At 66.2% G+C, this 19,986-nt stretch carries 16 protein-coding genes and 1 pseudogene; 9 read left to right on the forward strand and 8 right to left on the reverse strand.

Annotated features, from left to right (window positions below):
- Window positions 1-172: 172 nt before the first annotated feature.
- The 4 genes from KVO92_RS12435 to phoU all read left to right on the forward strand — a co-directional run bounded on the left by KVO92_RS12435 (window position 173) and on the right by phoU (window position 6,008).
- Entirely contained in the window at window positions 173-2,449 is a 2,277-nt protein-coding gene (locus KVO92_RS12435) for an ABC transporter permease subunit (RefSeq protein WP_217475951.1), read from the forward strand.
- A 76-nt stretch (window positions 2,450-2,525) separates the two neighbouring features.
- Complete coding sequence (gene pstA, locus KVO92_RS12440) at window positions 2,526-4,196, forward strand: phosphate ABC transporter permease PstA (RefSeq protein ID WP_336512637.1); 1,671 nt, start codon at window positions 2,526-2,528, stop codon at window positions 4,194-4,196.
- Between the two features lie 79 nt (window positions 4,197-4,275).
- A complete protein-coding gene (pstB, locus tag KVO92_RS12445; RefSeq protein ID WP_217475952.1) occupies window positions 4,276-5,106 on the forward strand; it encodes a phosphate ABC transporter ATP-binding protein PstB in 831 nt (276 codons plus the stop codon).
- Window positions 5,107-5,282: 176 nt separating this feature from the next.
- Window positions 5,283-6,008, forward strand: coding sequence for a phosphate signaling complex protein PhoU (gene phoU / locus KVO92_RS12450; protein WP_217475953.1), 726 nt, complete (start codon window positions 5,283-5,285; stop codon window positions 6,006-6,008).
- Between the two features lie 27 nt (window positions 6,009-6,035).
- Here the strand turns inward: phoU and KVO92_RS12455 are convergent, their stop codons facing one another.
- Window positions 6,036-6,950: a LysR family transcriptional regulator gene (locus KVO92_RS12455; RefSeq protein WP_217475954.1), complete on the reverse strand. Its 915-nt coding sequence runs from the start codon at window positions 6,948-6,950 to the stop codon at window positions 6,036-6,038.
- Between the two features lie 88 nt (window positions 6,951-7,038).
- Between KVO92_RS12455 and KVO92_RS12460 the strand changes: the two genes are divergently transcribed.
- Window positions 7,039-7,974 (forward strand): DMT family transporter, encoded by a 936-nt coding sequence (locus tag KVO92_RS12460; protein WP_254621424.1) that lies wholly within the window; start codon window positions 7,039-7,041, stop codon window positions 7,972-7,974.
- Window positions 7,975-8,125: 151 nt separating this feature from the next.
- Here KVO92_RS12460 and KVO92_RS12465 read toward each other — a convergent pair whose 3' ends face one another.
- From KVO92_RS12465 to KVO92_RS12485, 5 genes are all read right to left on the reverse strand, one after another.
- Window positions 8,126-9,499 carry a GTPase/DUF3482 domain-containing protein gene (locus KVO92_RS12465; RefSeq protein ID WP_217475955.1) on the reverse strand — a complete coding sequence of 458 codons (1,374 nt, stop codon included), beginning with the start codon at window positions 9,497-9,499 and terminating at the stop codon, window positions 8,126-8,128.
- 75 nt (window positions 9,500-9,574) lie between these two features.
- Entirely contained in the window at window positions 9,575-10,981 is a 1,407-nt protein-coding gene (locus KVO92_RS12470; RefSeq protein ID WP_336512638.1) for a DUF2868 domain-containing protein, read from the reverse strand.
- A 275-nt stretch (window positions 10,982-11,256) separates the two neighbouring features.
- Window positions 11,257-12,735, reverse strand: a complete 1,479-nt coding sequence (locus KVO92_RS12475) for a tripartite tricarboxylate transporter permease (protein ID WP_217475956.1) — start codon at window positions 12,733-12,735, stop codon at window positions 11,257-11,259.
- Between the two features lie 24 nt (window positions 12,736-12,759).
- Entirely contained in the window at window positions 12,760-13,251 is a 492-nt protein-coding gene (locus KVO92_RS12480; RefSeq protein ID WP_217475957.1) for a tripartite tricarboxylate transporter TctB family protein, read from the reverse strand.
- 14 nt (window positions 13,252-13,265) lie between these two features.
- The gene (locus KVO92_RS12485) at window positions 13,266-14,243 is read right to left on the reverse strand and encodes a Bug family tripartite tricarboxylate transporter substrate binding protein (protein ID WP_217475958.1); all 978 of its coding nucleotides are present in this window, start codon (window positions 14,241-14,243) and stop codon (window positions 13,266-13,268) included.
- Window positions 14,244-14,482: 239 nt separating this feature from the next.
- Here KVO92_RS12485 and KVO92_RS12490 point away from each other — a divergent pair, with 239 nt between their 5' ends.
- Entirely contained in the window at window positions 14,483-15,676 is a 1,194-nt protein-coding gene (locus KVO92_RS12490) for a CaiB/BaiF CoA transferase family protein (protein WP_217475959.1), read from the forward strand.
- Between the two features lie 87 nt (window positions 15,677-15,763).
- On the opposite strand, the gene KVO92_RS12495 is transcribed toward KVO92_RS12490, so the two are convergent.
- Entirely contained in the window at window positions 15,764-16,876 is a 1,113-nt protein-coding gene (locus KVO92_RS12495) for a glycerophosphodiester phosphodiesterase (RefSeq protein WP_217475960.1), read from the reverse strand.
- Window positions 16,877-17,029: 153 nt separating this feature from the next.
- On the opposite strand from KVO92_RS12495, the gene KVO92_RS12500 reads away from it, so the two are divergent.
- Together KVO92_RS12500 and KVO92_RS12505 are read left to right on the forward strand one after the other, a co-directional pair.
- Entirely contained in the window at window positions 17,030-17,545 is a 516-nt protein-coding gene (locus KVO92_RS12500) for a dihydrofolate reductase (protein ID WP_217475961.1), read from the forward strand.
- Window positions 17,546-17,638: 93 nt separating this feature from the next.
- The gene (locus tag KVO92_RS12505) at window positions 17,639-18,316 is read left to right on the forward strand and encodes a YitT family protein (RefSeq protein ID WP_217475962.1); all 678 of its coding nucleotides are present in this window, start codon (window positions 17,639-17,641) and stop codon (window positions 18,314-18,316) included.
- 3 nt (window positions 18,317-18,319) lie between these two features.
- On the opposite strand, the gene KVO92_RS12510 is transcribed toward KVO92_RS12505, so the two are convergent.
- A complete protein-coding gene (locus KVO92_RS12510) occupies window positions 18,320-18,775 on the reverse strand; it encodes a metallophosphoesterase family protein (protein WP_217475963.1) in 456 nt (151 codons plus the stop codon).
- 65 nt (window positions 18,776-18,840) lie between these two features.
- Between KVO92_RS12510 and KVO92_RS12515 the strand changes: the two are divergent.
- Window positions 18,841-19,965, forward strand: a pseudogene (locus tag KVO92_RS12515) (NAD(P)/FAD-dependent oxidoreductase); the annotation flags it as partial.
- Between the last annotated feature and the right edge of the window lie 21 nt (window positions 19,966-19,986).

Raw genomic sequence — 19,986 nt, forward strand, 5'->3', positions numbered from 1 at the left:
ACGCCCGCCACGCTTCTCGCGCTGGTGGGCGTCGTTGCGTCACGCCGTTGTAATTTTTCTGTCACACAGCTTGGTTAGATTAGGCGCCCAACCGGCCCCCCGGCAGTCAGTGAAACGACTCTCGCCAGATGGCGCTGCAGTTTTGACGGCCTGAGCGGCCAGGACCCTTCGCATGAACGATATAGAGACCATGAGCGCGAATTCCGATGTGCAACGGCTGGACTTCAACACCCCGGCTCTGCAGCGCAAGCGTCGCATCCGCGCGCTGAAAGACAACCTGGCGCGTTGGTACGTTTCCATTGGTGGCCTCGCCGTGCTCGGCGCGATCACCCTGATCTTCTTCTATCTCGGCCAGGTCGTTGTGCCCATGTTCCAGGGCGCCGAACTGCAGGCGCGCGATGCGCAGCAGCCTGCCTGGCTGGCCGATGCAGGCGAGCCATTGCTGTTGGCGGTGGAAGAGCAGAACAAGGTCGCCATGCGCCTCGGTGCGGATGGTCAGGTACGCTTCTTCAGCGTCCGAACCGGCGAGTCGCTGCGCAGCATCGCACTGCCGTTGCCTGCTGACAGCCACATCGTTTCGGTTGGCCAAGACACGCCGGGCAATCGCCGGATCATCCTCGGCCTGAGCAACGGCCAGGTATTGGTCGCCGAGCACAATTACAAGGTCAGCTACCCCAACGGTCAGAAAACCATCACGCCCCAGCTGGACTACCCCTTTGGCGAGGAGCCGCTCAACCTCGACCCGCAAGGCCGGCCCATCGAGCACGCGGCCATCAGCCTGAACGGCAAGACACTGATGATCGCCGGCGCCACCGCCGGCGTCCTTCATGCCCTGAGCATCTCCAGCACCGAGAACCTGCTGACAGGCGAGACCAGCCTGGAACAGACGCGTCTGGACTTGCCGCAGCTGTCCGAGCCGATCAAGGCGCTGCGCATCGACCCGCGGCACATGTGGCTGTTCGCCATCAGCGGCCGCGCCAGTGTCGACGTCTTCGATCTGCGTCGCAAGCAGCTCAATGGGCGTTATAAGCTGCTCGGCGGCAAGGGAGAAATCACCACGGTGGCCTCGCTGCTCGGCGGTATTTCGCTGATGGTCGGTGATTCGACGGGTGGCATCGGCCAGTGGTTCATGGTCCGTGGCAATGACGGCCAGGCTGAACTGAAGAACGTGCGCAGCTTCCAGCTGGACGGGCAACCGATCAGCCAGATCATTCCCGAGGAGCGGCGCAAGGGTTTTCTCGCGCTCGATAGCGCCGGCACGCTGGGGATTTTCCACAGCACCGCGCACCGCACCCTGCTGACCGAGCAGGTCGCTGACGGCGCCGCAATGGCGGCCATGTCGCCACGGGCCACTCGCCTGCTGGTGGAGTCGGGCGACCAGCTGCAACGCTTCGTGATCGACAACCCGCACCCGGAGATTTCCTGGAGCGCGCTGTGGGGCAAGGTCTGGTACGAGAGCTATCCGGAGCCCGATTACGTCTGGCAGTCGACCTCGGCGACCGGCGACTTCGAGCCCAAGCTGAGCCTTTCGCCGCTGGCGTTCGGCACCCTCAAGGCGGCCTTCTACGCGATGCTGCTGGCCGCACCGCTGGCCATCTGCGCGGCTTTCTACACGGCCTACTTCATGGCCCCGACGCTGCGGCGCAAGGTCAAGCCGGTCATCGAGCTGATGGAGGCGCTGCCGACGGTGATCCTCGGCTTCTTTGCCGGGTTGTTCCTCGCGCCTTACCTGGAAAACCACCTGCCCGGCATTTTCAGTCTGTTGCTGCTGATGCCGCTGGGCATCCTGCTGGCCGGCTGGTGCTGGAGCCGGCTGCCCGAGAGCGTCCGCCTGAGCGTGCCGGACGGCTGGGAAGCGGTGCTGCTGATTCCGGTGATCCTGCTGGTGGGCTGGGGCTCGCTGGCGGTCAGCGGGCATCTGGAAAACTGGCTGTTCGACGGTGACATGCGCCACTGGCTGTCGCATGAGATGGGCATCCCCTTCGATCAGCGCAACGCCTTGGTGATCGGCTTGGCGATGGGCTTCGCGGTGATCCCGACCATCTACTCGATTGCCGAAGACGCCGTGTTCAGCGTGCCGAAAAGCCTCACGCTGGGCTCGCTGGCGCTCGGCGCCACGCCCTGGCAGACGCTGACCCGCGTGGTGCTGCTGACCGCCAGCCCAGGTATTTTCTCGGCGCTGATGATCGGCATGGGCCGTGCCGTGGGCGAGACGATGATCGTGCTCATGGCCACCGGCAACACGCCGATCATGGACGCCAACATCTTCGAGGGCATGCGCACCCTGGCGGCCAACGTCGCGGTGGAAATGCCCGAATCGGAAGTGGGCAGCACTCACTACCGCGTGCTGTTCCTCGCCGCGATGGTGCTGCTGATGTTCACCTTCGTGATGAACACCCTGGCCGAGCTGATCCGCCAACGCCTGCGTCGCAAGTACGCCAGCCTGTAAGACAAGGCGCGCCCGTGGGCGCGCAGAAACGTAGCCGCGAGTGGCTGCGACAAGATTTCGACAAAGGTATCGATCCGTGAAAAAGGATTCGCTGAAAACCTGGATCAAGAGCGGCACCCCCTGGGTCTGGATGAACGCGGGCGCCGTGTCCATCGCCGTGATCATGACGCTCGGCCTGCTGGCGGTGATCGCCGTGCGCGGCCTCGAGCATTTCTGGCCGGCCGACGTGGTGGTCGCCGACTACAAGGTGCCCGGTGCCGAGCCACGGGTGCTGGCCGGTGAGGTGGTGCAGGCCGAAGAGGTGCCCCGTGCACGCCTGGCCGCCAGCGGTCTGCCGGTGGATGTCGAGGGCGGCGAATTCATGACCCGCGAGTTGCTCAAGGTCGGCAACCGCGAGGTCTACGGCGCCGATTTCTCCTGGGTCATCGGCGAGTGGCTGAGCGATACGCGTACGCCGGCCGATCTGGTCGCGCTGGAGCGCCGCGAGTGGGGCAACTTCTATGGCGAACTGCTGAACGTCAAGGAAGCGGGCCAGCTGGTGGCCGAAGGTGATGCTGCCTGGGCCGAGCTGCTGCAGCGGATCGACCGCGTCAACGACCTGCACGAGCAGATTGCGAAGCTGGAGCAGGTCGACATCGGCCGCATCAATTACGGCCTCGAACGCCTGCGGCTCAAGACCCGCAAGCTCGAGCTCGACGACAAGCTCGATGCGGCCGCTCAGGCTGAGCTCGATGCCGAACGTGCCCAGTGGGACGGCGAATACAAGGCCCTGGAGGGCGAGCTGACGGCGCTCTACCAGGACTTCAACCGCGACAGCATCACCATGCGCACCATGGACGGTCAGGAGAAGGACATCAGCCTCGGCAAGATTGTCCGCGCCTATCGCCCGAACGCCATGTCGACGGTCGACAAGCTGGGCTTCTACTTCGCCAAGCTGTGGGAATTCGTCAGTGACGAGCCGCGCGAGGCGAACACCGAGGGCGGCATCTTCCCGGCGATTTTCGGCACCGTGCTGATGACCCTCATCATGGCCGTGATCGTCACCCCGTTCGGCGTGATCGCCGCGGTCTACCTGCGCGAGTATGCCAAGCAGGGCATCCTGACCCGCATCATCCGCATCGCGGTGAACAACCTCGCCGGCGTGCCGTCGATCGTTTACGGCGTGTTCGGCCTGGGCTTCTTCGTCTATGTCCTGGGTGGCTCGCTCGATCGCATCTTTTATCCCGAAGCGGCGCCGGCGCCAGTGTTCGGTACGCCCGGCCTGATGTGGGCCTCGCTGACGCTGGCGATCCTGACGCTGCCCGTGGTTATCGTGGCCACCGAGGAAGGCCTGGCACGTATCCCGCGCATTCTCCGCGAGGGTTCGCTGGCACTGGGCGCAACCAAGTCCGAGACGCTGTGGAAGGTGGTCCTGCCGATGGCCAGCCCGGCCATGATGACCGGCCTGATCCTCGCGGTGGCGCGCGCCGCTGGCGAAGTCGCGCCGCTGATGCTGGTGGGCGTGGTCAAGCTGGCACCGAGCCTGCCGCTCAACGGCAACTACCCCTACCTGCACCTCGACCAGAAGATCATGCACCTGGGCTTTCATATCTATGACGTCGGCTTCCAGAGCCCCAACGTCGAGGCGGCGCGGCCACTGGTTTACGCAACGGCGCTGCTGCTGGTGCTGGTGATCGCGATCCTCAACCTCAGTGCCGTCGTGATTCGTAACCATCTGCGCGAAAAATACAAAGCGCTCGACCACTAATAGCCGACAGACACGCTGGAGGCCGGCGCTGCACGGGTGCAGCCCGCGCTTCTAGCCTCCAGCGATACGGAGACATCCCATGTCACAAGCAAAGACGCATTCCATCGATATATCGGCGCTGGGTCGCGACAAGCGCGCGCTGAATCTGGCCAGCGAAGCCGTGGCCATCGAAGTGCCGGACCTGAGCCTCTACTACGGCGAAAAGCAGGCGCTCCACAACGTCAGCATGAACATCCCGCGTCAGCGCGTGACGGCCTTCATCGGCCCGTCCGGTTGCGGTAAATCCACCCTGCTGCGCTGCTTCAACCGGATGAACGATCTGGTCGATGGTTGCCGCATCGAAGGCGCCATCAACCTCGACGGCCGCAATATCTACCGCAAGGGCGAAGACGTCGCCGACCTGCGTCGTCGCGTCGGCATGGTGTTCCAGAAGCCCAACCCGTTCCCCAAGAGCATCTACGAGAACGTGGTCTACGGCCTGCGCATCCAGGGCATCAAGCAGAAGCGCGTGCTCGACGAGACCGTCGAATGGGCGCTCAAGGGTGCGGCGCTGTGGGAAGAAGTGAAGGATCGTCTGCACGAGTCGGCACTCGGCCTTTCCGGCGGCCAGCAGCAGCGCCTGGTCATCGCCCGCACCATCGCCGTGCAGCCCGAAGTGTTGCTGCTCGACGAGCCCAGCTCAGCGCTCGACCCGATTTCCTCGTTGAAAGTCGAAGAGCTGATCTACGAGCTCAAGGCCAAGTACACCATCGTCATCGTCACCCACAACATGCAGCAGGCCGCGCGGGTGTCCGATTACACCGCCTTCATGTACATGGGCAAGCTGATCGAGTACGGCGATACCGATACCCTGTTCACCAATCCCGACAAGAAGCAGACGGAAGACTACATCACCGGCCGCTACGGTTGATGCCATGGGAAATCTCCTCTGGCTTTGTCGGGCGCGCTTGCCGTACTACTCGTACTGTCAGCGCGCGCCCTCCGCACCAGTGAAGATTTCCCAAGGGCCTCAACGTTAACTCGACAATTTTCCAGGTGCGCTGCGCACCAGAGCCGCCTAGCGGCAGCCTCCTCGGAGCGAGAACAATGATCAGCAAAGACAGCCACACGCAACACATCTCCCAGCAGTTCAACGCCGAGCTGGAAGAGGTGCGCAGCCATCTTCTGGCCATGGGCGGCCTGGTGGAGAAGCAGGTCAACGACGCGGTCACCGCGCTGATCGAGGCCGATTCCGGGCTGGCGCAGCAGGTGCGTGACGTCGATGACCAGATCAACCACATGGAGCGCGACATCGACGAGGAGTGCATTCGTATCCTCGCTCGGCGCCAGCCAGCGGCGTCCGACCTGCGGCTGATCATCAGCATCTCCAAGTCGGTGATCGATCTGGAGCGCATCGGTGACGAGGCGACCAAGATTGCCCGCCGTGCCATCGAGCTGTGCGAAGACGGCGAGTCGCCGCGCGGCTACGTCGAGGTCCGTCATATCGGCGACCAGGTGCGCCGCATGGTGCAGGAAGCGCTGGATGCCTTCGCCCGTTTCGACGCCGAACTGGCGTTGTCGGTGGCGCAGTACGACAAGACCGTCGATCGCGAGTACAAGACTGCGCTGCGCGAGCTGGTCACCTACATGATGGAAGACCCGCGCTCGATCTCCCGTGTGCTCAGCGTGATCTGGGTATTGCGTTCGCTGGAGCGGATCGGCGACCACGCGCGCAACATCGCCGAAATGGTGATCTACCTGGTGCGCGGCACCGACGTGCGCCACCTGGGCTTGACGCGGATGGCCGAGGAAGTCGCCAACAAGCGCGACTGATCCCTCGTCGGGCGCCTGGCTCAGCGATCAGCGCTGCGCCAGCGCTTCGCTGAGGTAATCGATCAGCACCCGCTGCTTGGGCGGCAGGTGCTGGTTCTGCCGCCACAGCAGCCAGGCCGCGCCCTGGTAAGAGCCGGTGTAACGCCATTGCGGCAGCACTTCGCGCAAGCGTCCTTCGGCCAGCGCTTGCGCCGCGGTGAACTGCGGCAGGACGCTGATACCCAGGTCCGCCAGCACCGCTTCCAGCCGCGCTTCGCTGTGGTTGCAGACATAGCGCCCGCGCACCGTCACCACGTCCTGTCGCTCGCCATCGCTGAAGTGCCAGCGATTGTCGCCGGCCTGTTCGCCCAGGTACACGCAATTGTGCCGGAGCAGATCCTGCGGATGCTGCGGCGTCCCCTGCTGCTCGAGATAAGCCGGGCTGGCGCAGAGCAACTGACGCACCGGTCCCAATGGTTTGCCGGCCAGGCCCTCGGGCGGTTGCTCGGTGACCTTTACCAGCAGGTCGAAGCCGTCTTCGATCAGGTCCGGGCTCTGGTCACTGATCTGCAGCTGCACGTCGACGTCGGCGTAGCGGCGCAAAAAGCCTGGCATCAACGGGCTGATCACGAACTTGCCATAGGCCTTGGGCACGCTCAGGCGCACCAGCCCGCGCGGACTGCTCATCAGGCGCTCGCCGATGGCCAGTGCCTGGTCGGCGGCGTCGAGCATGCTCCGGCAATGGGCGTAGAACTCGCTGCCGGCTTCATTGAGCCGCAGTTGCCGCGTGGTGCGTTCCATCAGCCGGAGCGACAGCGCTTGCTCCAGGCGCGCCACCTGGCGGCTTACCGCCGAAGCGGTCATGCCCAGCTGGCGGGCTGCTGCGGAGAAGCTGCCGGTCTCGACCACCTGTACGAACACCGCCATGCCAGGCAGCAACGCGGTTCGCTCATTCGTTCTCATGCTGAACAAGTCCTTTGCTGGATCGCTGGATTATCAGATGCAGCGCATCAATGGACAATCGATGCATTCAGCTACGAGGCGCTTCGGCATGGGATTCGGGGAAGGTGTAACGCGACGCAACCTCTGGCTGGCTGACGCCATGCTGCTGACGGTGGCGGTGATATGGGGCAGCAGTTATACGGTGGCCAAGGAGGCGCTCGGGTACTACCCGGTCGTGGGATTTCTCGCGGTTCGCTTCGGGTTGACCTTCATCCTGTTACTGCCGCAGCTGCGAGGTGACGGTTGGCGCGCCGTTCGGCCGGGCGTGCCGCTGGGGCTGGTGATGCTGGGAATCTTTCTCTGCGAAACCTGGGGCGTGATGCTGACCAGCGCCAGCAACGCGGCCTTTCTCATCAGCCTGTGCGTGGTGATCACGCCGTTCATGGAATGGCTCTTGCTGCGCCAGCGGCCGGACAACAGGCTGTTCCTCGCCTGCGCGCTGTCGCTGGCGGGCGTCTGGCTGCTGACTGGCGGGCCGCAGCTGTCGCTCAATCTCGGCGATGCGCTGATGCTGGCCGCCGCGTTGCTGCGTGCGCTGCTGGTCTGCCTGACCCGGCGATTGACGGCCGGCCGGGAAATTCCGGCACTGGCGCTGACCGCGGTGCAGAGCGGAGTCGTCGCGGCGGGCTGCATCCTGCTCGGCGTGTCGCTGCCCGGCGGACTGCCGGCGCTGCCGGTGGAACCGGAATTCTGGTTTGGCACCCTGTATCTGGTGCTCTTCGCCACGTTGTTCGCCATGTTCGCGCAGAACCGCGCGCTGGCGCGCAGCAGTGCCACGCGGGTATCGCTGCTGATGGGCTGCGAACCGCTGTTCGGTGCCCTTATCGCCGGGTTCTGGCTGGGGGAGCGGCTGGGTTTGCAGGGCTGGATCGGCGGGCTGCTGATTATGATTGCGGCGCTGGGGACCTTGCGTCTCGGTCGTCAGGATTCGTCGGGCGTCGAGGTGCAGCACCAGCGCATTGCTGGACGCGAGGCGGTGGGCTGAAGCCCACCCTACGCCGAGATCGGTGATGTGCAACTCGACGTGATGGCACCTGGGCTTGCAGGGCCTCGACCGTGGTTTGTCCTCGGCATTCTCCAGTTTCCGTAGGGTGGGCTTCAGCCCACCATGAACTACTGCCACGCCGAAAAGGTTTTCAGCCCTTGCGCAGTTCGGCTTGCAGCGCGTCGAGGGCCGCCTGGCGCTCTACGTCCTGCGGCAGGGCGCCGGGATTGAGCGATGACCACCGCGGGTGTGCGCGGCAGCGGTGCAGCGCCTCGGGCAGTTTGCCCTCGCGCCAGGCCTTGTCGTCCGGTGCCTCGAGGCGAATCGCTTCCATCGCGGCATGGCCACGGGCGGCGAGGGCGATCAGCAACTGCCGCTGACGCAGCGCAAGCAGCCGCAGCACGGCATCGTCGACGGTGAGTTCGCGTTGGCCCTTGAGCTTGCCCAGCAGGCGGTTGCCGTAGTGCCTGGCGGTCTGGGCACCGCCGCCGGCCAGGGCTCCGAGCAGGGCTGCGGCGCCCATGGTGATCCCGCCGACCATGAGGTCGACCCCGGCACCGGCGGCTGCGCCGGCCGCCATCCCGCCGCCGATCTTTACGCCCAGCTGCCTGAGCGTCTCCGGGTTGAACAGGTTGTCACCCCAGCGGCCGTCGAGCAGCGGCAGATCGGCAGCCGCAGCGTCCTGCGGGCGGAAGCCGTAGAGCCGCAGCAGCGCTTCGACGCATCGTTGCTCGCGCGCACGCACTGCGTCGTGCAGTTCCCGGATGGCGCCGCGCTCGAGTTCGGGCTGCGCGGCAACGCTACGGCGGCAGGCGGCGACGTCGATCAGCAGGTCGGCAATGAGCCGATTGCCCTCGCTCAGCCGCGCCGCGGCCTGGGCTTCATGATCGTCGATCAGGCGCTGCAGCTTGGGCCGCGACTGTTCCAGCAGCAGGGCCAGGCTTTCATAGAGTCGCCGCTCGCCATCGATCGGCGGCGCCACGCTGTCGAAGCGCACCAGTGCATGCAGGCCCAGCCGCGCCAGGGCTTCGCGCCACTGCTCCTCGCGATGTCCAGGCTGCGCCACGAAGTTGAGCACCGGCAGCAGCGGTTTGCCGCAGCCGGCCAGCACCGCCAGCTCATCCTTGTACTTGGCCAGCACCGGCTCGCGCGCGTCGATCACGTAAAGCCCGGCATCGCTGGCGAGCAGCTGGCGCAGCACCTTGGCTTCCTGCTCGAAACGCTGGCGCGCCTCGCTGCCCTCGAGAAACCGCGCGGTGCGGGCCGGGCCGTCGAGGCGCTCGCCGGGCCGCTCGATCCGTTCCAGATGCTCGAGCAGGGCAATGGCGTCTTCCAGGCCGGGCGTGTCGTAGAGCTCCAGCAGCGGTTCGCCGTCCACCGACAATCGCGCGCCTTCGACGTGGCGGGTGGTACTGGGCCGGTGCGAGACCTCGCCGAAGCCGACATCGCGGGTCAGGGTGCGCAACAGCGAGGTCTTGCCGACGTTGGTGTGGCCGACCAGGGCAAGTTTCAGCGGTGCGCTCATGGCAGAACCCCCGGCCGGGTGTTGGCGAAGCCTTGGCGGCACCGGAGGGCGCCGCCTGGAACCGAGCCGATCGCATCAGTCATGGCCAGTCTCCAACCAGGTCAGGGGGGCGCTACCGGAATGGGGCAGCCCAACGCTGTCCAGGGCCCGATGCCAATCCTGCAGCCGGTGGCTGTCCAGCGCTTCGCCTGCGGGCGGCTGCAGCAGCCAGACGCGGCTTTGCGCAGCGCAACGGCTCAGCTCGCCGATCAGCGCCAGTGTGCCGCGATCGGGCGAGCGCCGCGGGTCGCAGGCGATGGCCAGGCGTTCGGGCGGAAAGCGGGTCAGCTGCTCGAGCAGCCGGCGGCGTTGTTCGCGGTCGTCCAGCACGCCGGCATCGGCCACCGACCGGGGCAGCTTCGGCGGCCAGGGGTGGCTCGGGTCGAGCTCGACGGCAACCAGCACGGCGCCTTCGCTGCCGTCCAGTTGGGCGCCGGCGCTGGGCGCGTGCAGCTGCTGCGGCGCGGCATCGCTGACGCCGAGGCGCTCGCTGGGCGGTTGCAGGCGCTCGCGCAGCAGACGGTAGGCGGGCAGCTGCAGGTTCAGCCCCAGCCGGGCGCGACCCTGCCGCCAGCGCCATAGGCACAGCAATGCCAGCAGCAGGCGCGGCAAGAGGCCGTAGACCAGCACCACGCCGACCAGCCAGCCCGCCCAGCTTTGCCGCGCGGTGTCGGCGCTGCCGGCCAAGGTGCTGTCGAGCGCGCCACTGGCACGGATCTGCTCGATATCCGGCACGCTGAAACCCAGCCATGAAGGCAGCACGCCGAGCGCCTGGGTCAGGTTGATAAAGGTAGCGTCGCCTAGGATGGTGGTTTCCCAAACGAAGCCGTAGCGGCGCGTGGCGAGCAGCATCAGCAGCGTCAAGAGGGCGCTGCTCATCGCCACCAGCCACAGCCCGTGGACGCCGAAGCCGAGCAGCCAGCGACCCAGGCGGCGCTGGTCGAGTACCGCCAGCAATGCCGGCGCCAGCTGCACGGCGCGCGCGTCACGGGCGAGCTTCTGGCTGAGCCACAGCCACAGCCGGCCTAGTGCGGCGCCGCTGTCGCCGGCAAGGAAAAATCCCAGCAGCCAGCCGAGCAAGGTCAGCAGGTTCAACCCCAGCAGGCTGCCCAGCGCCCAGAATACGTTGACCGGCCGCACGCCATCCCCCAGCGCTGCCAGGGCAAGCCCGGCGCCGGTGAACAACGCCAGCAGCACCAGCGCAATGCCGGCCAGCTTCGCGCCTTGTCGCCGGTGCCGCAGCGCTTCGACCAGCCCGTCTCGGCGCGCCAGCCACAGCGCGCGATGCTCGATCAGCGCGGGCAGCTCGCCGCCTTGCGCGCGCGCCTGGCGGTTGGCTTCGGCATCGTCCAGCGGGCCGGCATGTTCTTCACGCAGGCGCACGGCTTCGGTCAGCCAGAGGCGGTCGAGTGGGTCGAGTGGCGGCAGGGGAGGTTGGGGCACGCGGATTCTCGTCAAGGGGCTCGGTCCAGAGCATAACCGCTGCCGGTCGGACGCGTGAACGACCGAGCCCGCTCATGCGCCCTGGCGGCGTCTTCCTCTTCGACTCCAGGCTGACGCCGAAGATCGATGCCCCGACTGGCTCGCCTGATCGGCACGCGGGTCTGGCACGAGCTGCTGAGCGTGTTCAAGGTCAGCAAGAACCCTGCAGACCATCGCCAACCGCCCGGGCGCGGCCGGCGTGCCGCCCCGCTTAGGTGCAGAACGCCCGCCCGCGGTCAGGCGGCCCTGATGCGCTCCTGCCAGTAGCGGCGCACGGCGAAGATCAACGACAGCGCCGTCAGCAGGATAAAGAGCCAGGTGATCGGCCCACGGAAAAAGATCATCGGGTCGCCGCGGCCGATCAGCAGGGTGCGCCGGAGGTTGTCCTCGAACATCGGCCCGAGGATGAAGCCGAGCAGGAAGGGCGCGGTGGCGAAGCCGGTGCGGTTGAAGACGTAGCCGACCACCCCGAACAGCAGCATCAGGCCGATATCGAAGGTGCTGTTGTTCACCGCGAACGAGCCGTAGACGCAGAACATCAGCACGATCGGCAGCAGGATCGCCTTCGGGATGTCAGCGACCAGTGAGAAGTACTTGATCACCCCGTGACCGACGAACAGCAGCACCGCCGAACTCAGCATGATCCCGCAGAACAGCGCGTAGACCAGCGTCAGGTTTTCCTGGAACAGCACCGGGCCCGGTGTCAGGCCGTGGATCATGAAGGCGCCGAGGATGATCGCCGTGATCACGTCGCCCGGAATGCCCAGCGACAGCAGCGGAATCAGCGTGGCGCCGGCCACGCCGTTGTTGCCCGACTCCGAGGCTGCCACGCCCTCCAGCTCGCCTTTGCCGAAGTTGCCGCGGTTGGGTGAACGGCGCTTGGCTTCGCTATAGGAGATGAACGCCGCCGCGGTCGCGCCGGTGCCGGGCACGGCGCCGATGATCACGCCAATGAACGAGCCACGGACGATGGTCTTCAGGCTGGCCTTGAGCTCCTTGAGCGTCAGTCCGGCGCCGCTCGACGCCGCCTTGATGTGCGGTGCCGCCTTCTTCAGGTAGAAGTCGATGACCTCTGGCACGGCGAACAGGCCGATCAGCAACGGCACGAAATTCACCCGGTCCATCAGGTTGTAGTTGCCGAACGTCAACCGCTGGCTGCCGTAGACCACATCCATGCCGATGGAGGCCACGATCACGCCCAGCGCGGCGGCGATCAGCCCCTTGACCGCCGATTCGCCGGCAATCGAGATGATGATGGTCAGCGAGAAGCAGATCAGCCAGAAGAACTCCGGCGGGCCGAAATTCAGGGCGATCTTGGCCAGGTAGGAAGCGAACAGGATCAACGCCAGGTTGGACAGCACGTCGGCGATGCAGGACGAGTAGAGCGCCATCTGCAGCGCCTTCTTCGCCTTGCCTTGCTGCGCCAGCGGATAGCCGTCGAGCAGGGTGCAGGCCGCGGCGGGCGAGCCGGGCGTATGGATCAGGATGGCGGTGATCGAACCGCCATACATGCCGCCCTTGTAGATGCCCACCAGCAGCAGGATGGCGGTCACCGGTTCGAGGGAAAAGGTGAACGGCAGCGCCAGGGCGACGGCCATGGTGGCGGTCAGCCCGGGAATCGCGCCCACTACCACGCCGATCAGCACGCCGATGCCGATCGCGATGAAGTTGTCGACGCTGAGGAACAGGCTCAGGACTTCGGAAAAGTGTTCCATGCGGTCACTCGCGAAAGGGGCGGGTCAGTCCCACAGCGTGCCGGACGGCAGCGGGACGTTGAGGATGTGGATGAACAGCAGGCTCACCAGCCACGGCAACGCGATCGCCAGCAGATACAACCAGGGCTTGCGTACCGGATGCGCGGCGAACAGCAGCAGGGTGCCGAGAATGCCGGCGACGATGGCGCCCAGCGGCTCGAACAGCAGCCAGTAGACGGCCAGCCCGGCGAGCATCAGCAACGGGCGCTGCAGCGGTGCGCGCTCGTCGGCGGTCGTTTGGCGGGGCGGGCGCAGGCAGCCTTCGATGATCAGCGCCAGCGACAGCACCGCCACCAGCCAGCCGGCCACGCTGGGCAACCAGCGTGGCGACTGCATGGGGTTCTCGACCATCGGCGCCTCGTCGATGTAGTTCGGCACCAGGTAGAACAGGAACACCAGCGCGGCCGCCAGCCAGAATGCGCCGAGCAGGGTGTTGACGTTGGCCCAGCGCGGGCGGCGGGCGGCGGCAGCAGTCATGGTTCACCTCCGCCTTACTTGAGCTCGGCCTGGCCGGCAACGCGCTGCCAGCGCTCGACGTCGTGCGCGACATACTCGCGGAAGGCGTCGCCTTCTTCGCTGGCCGGCTCGCCACCGATCTGCGCGACGAAGTCTTTGAAGCTCGGATCATCCATTGCCTTGTCGAGGGCGCTCTGCAAGGTCTTGACCGCCTCATCCGGCAGGCTGTCATCGCCGATCAGGCCGAACCAGGCGGTGGTGACGAAATCGCCGAGGCCCATGTCGGCGCCGATTTTCGACAGCGGCTCGACGCCGGGCAGGTAAGGCGAGGGCTCGGCCGAGGTGACCGCCAGCGCCCGCAGCTTGCCGGATTTGATGTGCGGCAGGACGGTGGGCATGTTCTCGAAGGAGACGTCGACGTCGCCGCTGAGCAGCGCCGGCAGGGCTTCGCCGCTGCCACGGAAGGGCACGTGGGTCATCTTGGTGCCGGTCATGTTCTTGAACAGCTCGCCGGACATGTGGATCGAGCTGCCGACGCCAGAGGAGCTGAAGGTCATCTCCTTGTCCTTGGCGGCATCGATGAAGGCCTGCACCGTCTTGTAGGGGCTGTCAGCCGGCACCACCATCACGTTGGGAATCTCGATGACGTTGCGGATGAATTTGAAATCCTTGACCGGATCGTAGGGCAGGTTCTTGTAGATCACCGGGCCGATGGTGTGCCCGGGCGAGGCCATGAGAATGGTGTGGTCGGCGCCGCGACCGCCGCGAGCCAGCTGCCCGGTGGCCATGGTCGAGCCGGCGCCGGCGCGGTTTTCCACCACCACGGTGCCGATCTCCTTCTGCAACAGGTCGGCGACCTTGCGCGAGAGGATGTCGGTGGTGCCGCCGGGTGCGTAAGGCACCACCAGGCGTACGTTATCGGTGGGCCAATCCGCGGCGTGGACGAAGGAGGCGAGCGGGAGCGTGGCACTCAGGGCTAGCAGGCGAACGGCGCGCTTGAACATCGAGGTCATGGGAAATCCTTCCGTTTGTAATTGTTGTAGGGCCGCGAGCGGCAAGGCGGACGGGGCATCAGCCTGTTGATCGACCGCCGGTTCGACATCCGCACCTTAATGGATGGCGTTGCCTTGGTTATCGCTCTACACCAAATCCTGTGCGGTAATCGAACACTTGGTCGGGGGTCACCGGTTGTGGTTTGCAACGGCTTGGGCCACCTTCGGCTGCGTCCCATCAACCCGAAAAGGAGACGCCGGTGAGCGTTCTGCAAGGCATCAAGGTTCTCGATCTCACGCGCATCCTTGCCGGCCCCTGGTCGACCATGGCCCTGGCCGACCTCGGTGCGGAAGTCTGGAAGATCGAAAGCCTGGACGGCGGCGACGACACCCGCAGCTGGATGCCGCCGGCCGTGCAGGGCGTCTCGACCTATTACCTCACCGCCAATCGCAACAAGCAGAGCCTGGCGGTGGACATGCGCACGCCGGCGGGCCGGCAACTGGTGCTCGACCTGGCCGCCGAAGCCGATGTCGTGGTGGACAACTTCCTGCCAGCCAGCCTCAAGCGCCTGGGCCTGGACTACGCGACGTTGTCGGCAATCAACCCCCGATTGATCCATTGCTCGATCACCGGCTACGGGCAGAACAACCCGCTGGAGAATCGCCCCGGCTACGACTTCATCATCCAGGCCGAGAGCGGTTTCATGTCCATCACCGGTGATAAGGACGGTGAACCGATGCGCCTGGGCGTGGCCTTCATCGACTTGGTCACCGGCATGAATGCGGTGCAGGGCATTCTCGCCGCGCTGTACGAGCGGGAAAAATCGGGTCGTGGCCAGGCGGTGGACGTGGCGCTGTCCGACAGCGCGTTGCATTTTCTCGCCAATATCGCCACTGGTTACCTCAACACCGGCAAGGTGCCGCAGCGCTTCGGCAATGCGCATCCCAGCATCGTGCCCTATCAGCTGTTCAATACCGCCGACGGCCGGATTGCCCTGGCGGTGGGCAATGACGAGCAGTACCGGCGTTTGTGCGAAGAGGTGCTGGAGCGGCCGGCGCTGTGCCGCGACCCGCGCTTCACCCAGAACAAGGGCCGCACCGAGCACCGCGAGGAACTCCTGCCGCAGCTGCAGGCGGCGTTCGATAGTTGGACCAGCGAGGCGCTGATCGCCGCGCTGCGCGAGCGCAACATCCCGGTGGGTGAGGTGAAGACCGTGGCGCAGGCGTTCGACTCCGAGGCGGCGCGCTACCGCGACCTGGTCATCAGCGCCGAGCATCCGCTGGCCGCTGAGGTGCGCATGGTGCGCAGCCCGCTGCGGCTGTCGCGCACCCCGACCGTGCCGCCGACGGCCCCGCCGTTGCATGGTCAGCACACCGAGAGCGTGCTCCGGCGGGTGCTCGGCAAGGGCGAAGCCGAGCTGGCCGAGCTGCGTCAGGCAGGTGCGATCGGCTGAGGCGCTCGATCTAGCGGCCATCGTCGCTTGTAGCCAGCCGGGATGCCGAACGCCCGGCCTTTTGGCCGGGCGCGATGGCGCTGGACGTCAGTCTTCGCGAACCTTCACCGCGATATCCGGCTGATCGATGAACAGCCCGTCGATGCCGGCGTCGAGGAAGGCCTCGATGTCGGCCTCGACATTGCCGCGCGCGGCGGGCGAGTCGCCCTGGCGCAGGTTGGTCGGCAGGAACGCGTTCTCGGCGCGGAAGGTGTAGGGGTGCACTTTCAGGCCCGCTGCATGGGCATTCGGCACGAAGTCGGTGGGCTGGCCGAGGTTGCCATTGGCGTCACGCGGGATGATGTAGCCCTTTTCCGGGCCGACGCCCGCCGCGTAGCGCGCAATGGCCTTGAGCCCGCTGGCGGTGGCCATCTGTGCGTAGGTCAGGTCGCTGCCACGCACCTGCTGGTCGTAGGGCTGACCGCCGCCGAACAGCTGGACCAGCCGCAGTTGCGTCAAACCGCTGAGGGTCTTGAGGTTGTCCACTTCGAACGACTGGATGTACACCGGCGCGTTGCGGCCGGCATAGCCGTTGCGATGGAGGATACGCACCAGCGGTTTTTCCATCGCCAGGCCGAGCTTCTGGAAGTGCGTCGGGTGCTTGGTTTCCGGATACAGGCCGATGCGACGGTGCTCGCTCAGCTGCAGGGTTTTCACCAGATCGATGATTTCCTGGAGCGTCGGAATCTCCAGACTTCCGTCCAGCCGTGCATTACCGGGGCGGATCGCCGGGATGCGCTCGATGGCGCGCAGTGTTTTCAGCTCGGCCAGGGTGAAGTCTTCGCTGAACCAGCCGGTGAGCTTCACGCCGTCGACCAGTTGCGTGCGCTTGCGGTCGGCGAATTCGGGATGTTGCGACACATCGGTGGTCAGCCCCAGCTCGTTGTCGTGACGGGCCACCAGCTGGCCGTCGCGGGTCATGACCAGGTCCGGCTCGATGTAATCGGCACCCTGGAGGATCGCCAGCGCATAGGAGGCGAGGGTGTGCTCGGGCACGTAACCGCTGGCGCCGCGGTGGGCGATGATCAGCGGCTGGGGTTCGTCGCGGCCGTTCTTGGCGGCGAGCGAGGCATCGGGCGTGGCGGCAAACGCGGCGATCGGCAGCAGCAGGCTGCAGGCGGCGAACAGGTGGCGCAGGGTTGTGCGGCTGTGGCGGGCCATTGCGGGCGTCTCCATGGAAGGGGAGCGGTTAGCCTGAAGCCTGACGATGACGACAGCTTGACGCTTCGGTAAAGCCAATATGACCGTTCGATGATGCCGACGTGTATCTGGCGGCGCTGACTGCTGCTCCGGCGCTCTGGTATTCTCGCTGCCATGAATCAGACCTCTCTTCCCCTGGCGATGATCGCGGCGCTTGCCGACAACCGGGTCATCGGCCTCGACAACAAGATGCCCTGGCATCTGCCAGCCGATCTCAAGCACTTCAAGGCCATGACCCTCGGCAAGCCGATCATCATGGGCCGCAAGACCTGGGATTCGCTCGGCCGGCCTTTGCCGGGGCGACTGAACCTGGTGGTCAGCCGTCAGCCGGACCTGCAGCTCGAAGGTGCCGAGACCTTCACCTCGCTCGACGCCGCGCTGCTGCGCGCCGAGCAATGGGCGCGCGAGCAGGGTGTCGATGAGCTGATGTTGATCGGCGGTGCGCAGCTCTATGCCCAGGCGCTGCCCCGGGCGCAGCGGCTCTACCTGACCCGCATCGAAGCCAGCCCTGAGGGCGATGCCTTCTTCCCGGCCTATGACGAAGCCGAATGGGCGCGCATCGACAGCCAGGCCCACCCCGCCGAGGGCGCCGCACCGGCGTATCGGTTCGAGACCTGGCAGCGGCGCTGAGCCGAGCCTTCCCCACCTGATCTTGACCGGCGCCAAGTCTTCACCTGGCGCCAGCGCCTATGCTTTCCCTCCGCTCGCCACGAGACAGATGTCATGCAGGACCCCAGAACCGACGCGGTGCTGACCGATGTCGAACGCGACGATGCCGAGCCGGCCGAACGCATTGCCGCGATCTTCGTACGCCATCCGCTGTGGGAGGATGCGTTGGCGATGCTGCTCGGCACCGCCATGGTGGCGCTCGGCGTCGCCTTCTACAGCCATGCCGGCCTGCTCACGGGCGGTACGGTCGGGCTGGCCTTCCTGCTCAAATATGTCGCCGGCTGGCCCTTCGGCCTGGTGTTCTTCACCCTGAACATCCCCTTCTACCTGCTGGCGATCTGGCGCATGGGCTGGGGCTTCACCCTGCGCACCGTGATCGCGGTAGGGCTGGTGTCGCTGCTGGCGGAGCTGACCCCGCAGTGGATCCGCTTCGCTGAACTGAACATCTACTACGCGGCGCTGTTCGGCGGCTTCGCCATGGGCGTCGGGCTGCTGATGCTGTTCCGTCACAAGGCCAGCCTGGGCGGGGTGAACATCCTGGCGCTCTATCTGCAGGCGCGCATTGGCCTGCGTGCCGGGACCTTTCAGATGGGCATCGATGCGTTGATCGTGCTCGCCGCCGTGTTCATCGTGCCGCCGGAGAAGGTCGCGCTGTCGGTGCTCGGCGCGGTGGCGCTGAACCTGGTGCTGGCGGTCAACCACCGGGCCGACCGCTACATGGGCGTCAGCTGAGGCTCAGCCGAGCGTGACCAGCTGCGCCCGTGGCTGGCCGTCCTCGATATCCAGCAGGGCCAGGCTGATCGGCAGCGTGAAGCGCCGGCGGCCGGCGCTGCCGGGGTTGAGGTAGAGCACGCCGTTGAGTTCCTCGATCTTCGGCTGGTGGGAATGCCCGGCGATCACCACGTCGATGCCGTCGGCAACCGGATCGATCGCCATGGTCTTCACATCGTGCGTGACGTGGATGCGCAGCCCGCCGAGCTGCAGGTCGAGCTGCTCGGGAATGGCCGCGGCCCAGTCGCCGCTGTCGACATTGCCGCGTATCGCCTCGAGCGGCGCCAGCGCGCGCAGTCCTGCCAATACCTCCGGCTTGCCGATGTCGCCGGCATGAATGATGCGCTCGCAGCCGCCCAAGGCCGCCAGTGCCTCGGGCCGCAGCAGGCCGTGGGTGTCGGATATGACGCCGATGCGCATAAGGCCTCCGGTCAAATTCATCGATACCCGACTATAGGCAAGCGAGGCTTGGCCGCGGTTCGATATTGCGGCAGGCTGGCGGCCGCCGAACGAAGAGGAGCGAGTCAATGGAACAGGTCGATTGCGTGGTTATCGGTGCCGGCGTGGTGGGGCTCGCGGTCGCGCGGACGCTGGCGCAGGCCGGCCGTGAGGTGGTGATCCTGGAGGCCGAGGCCGCCATCGGCACGGCTACCAGCTCACGCAACAGCGAAGTGATTCACGCCGGTATCTACTATCCGCAAGGCTCGCTCAAGGCGCGGCTGTGCGTGGCCGGGCGCGATGCGCTCTATGCGTTCTGCGACAGTCACGGTGTGCCCTATCGCCGCTGCGGCAAGCTGATCGTCGCCACGGACGCGTCGCAACTGGCCGGCCTCGAGACGCTGCAGGCGCACGCCCGAGCCAATGGGGTGGACGATCTGCAGCGCCTCGACGGTGCACAGGTCAATGCGCTGGAGCCGCAGCTCAACGCCGTGGCCGGGCTGCTGTCGCCGAGCACCGGCATTGTCGACAGTCACGCCTTGATGCTGGCGTTGCAGGGCGATGCCGAGGCGGCCGGCGCGCTGCTGGCGCTGCATGCGCCGGTCACGGCGATGGCGGTCACCGCGACGGGATTGCGCGTCGAGGTCGGTGGTGACGAGCCCATGACGCTGCTCGCCAAGAGCGTGATCAACTGCGCCGGGCACGCGGCACCGCTGATCGCCGCGCAAACCAAGGGCCTGGCGGCGGAGTCGGTACCGCCGCGCTATTTCGCCAAGGGCAGTTATTTCAGCCTGGCGACCGCCACGCCGTTTCGCCATCTGGTCTATCCGCTGCCCGAGCCCGGTGGGCTGGGGGTGCATCTGACGCTGGACCTGGGCGGCCAGGCGCGTTTCGGCCCGGACGTCGAGTGGGTCGACAGCCTCGATTACGCAATGGATGAAAGCCGCGCGGCCCGTTTCTACGCCGCGATCCGCCGCTACTGGCCAGGCCTGCCCGATGGCGCGCTGCAGCCGGCCTACACCGGCATCCGTCCGAAGATCAGCGGCCCCGGCGAGCCGGCCGCGGATTTCCGGATCGACGGCCCGGCCACGCATGGCATTGCCGGCCTGGTGAACCTGTTCGGTATCGAATCGCCCGGGCTGACCGCGGCCTTGGCGATCGCCAATGAGGTGAGCCTGCGCCTCGCTCAGGAG

The organism is Stutzerimonas stutzeri, assembly GCF_019090095.1.
Lineage (GTDB): Bacteria > Pseudomonadota > Gammaproteobacteria > Pseudomonadales > Pseudomonadaceae > Stutzerimonas > Stutzerimonas stutzeri_AN.

Coding starts and splice junctions, on each gene's coding strand:
- KVO92_RS12435 (WP_217475951.1), top strand. CDS start 173: ATGAACGATATAGAGACCATGAGCGCGAATTCCGATGTGCAACGGCTG.
- pstB (WP_217475952.1), top strand. CDS start 4,276: ATGTCACAAGCAAAGACGCATTCCATCGATATATCGGCGCTGGGTCGC.
- phoU (WP_217475953.1), top strand. CDS start 5,283: ATGATCAGCAAAGACAGCCACACGCAACACATCTCCCAGCAGTTCAAC.
- KVO92_RS12455 (WP_217475954.1), bottom strand. CDS start 6,950: ATGAGAACGAATGAGCGAACCGCGTTGCTGCCTGGCATGGCGGTGTTC.
- KVO92_RS12460 (WP_254621424.1), top strand. CDS start 7,039: ATGGGATTCGGGGAAGGTGTAACGCGACGCAACCTCTGGCTGGCTGAC.
- KVO92_RS12465 (WP_217475955.1), bottom strand. CDS start 9,499: ATGAGCGCACCGCTGAAACTTGCCCTGGTCGGCCACACCAACGTCGGC.
- KVO92_RS12475 (WP_217475956.1), bottom strand. CDS start 12,735: ATGGAACACTTTTCCGAAGTCCTGAGCCTGTTCCTCAGCGTCGACAAC.
- KVO92_RS12480 (WP_217475957.1), bottom strand. CDS start 13,251: ATGACTGCTGCCGCCGCCCGCCGCCCGCGCTGGGCCAACGTCAACACC.
- KVO92_RS12485 (WP_217475958.1), bottom strand. CDS start 14,243: ATGACCTCGATGTTCAAGCGCGCCGTTCGCCTGCTAGCCCTGAGTGCC.
- KVO92_RS12495 (WP_217475960.1), bottom strand. CDS start 16,876: ATGGCCCGCCACAGCCGCACAACCCTGCGCCACCTGTTCGCCGCCTGC.
- KVO92_RS12500 (WP_217475961.1), top strand. CDS start 17,030: ATGAATCAGACCTCTCTTCCCCTGGCGATGATCGCGGCGCTTGCCGAC.
- KVO92_RS12505 (WP_217475962.1), top strand. CDS start 17,639: ATGCAGGACCCCAGAACCGACGCGGTGCTGACCGATGTCGAACGCGAC.
- KVO92_RS12510 (WP_217475963.1), bottom strand. CDS start 18,775: ATGCGCATCGGCGTCATATCCGACACCCACGGCCTGCTGCGGCCCGAG.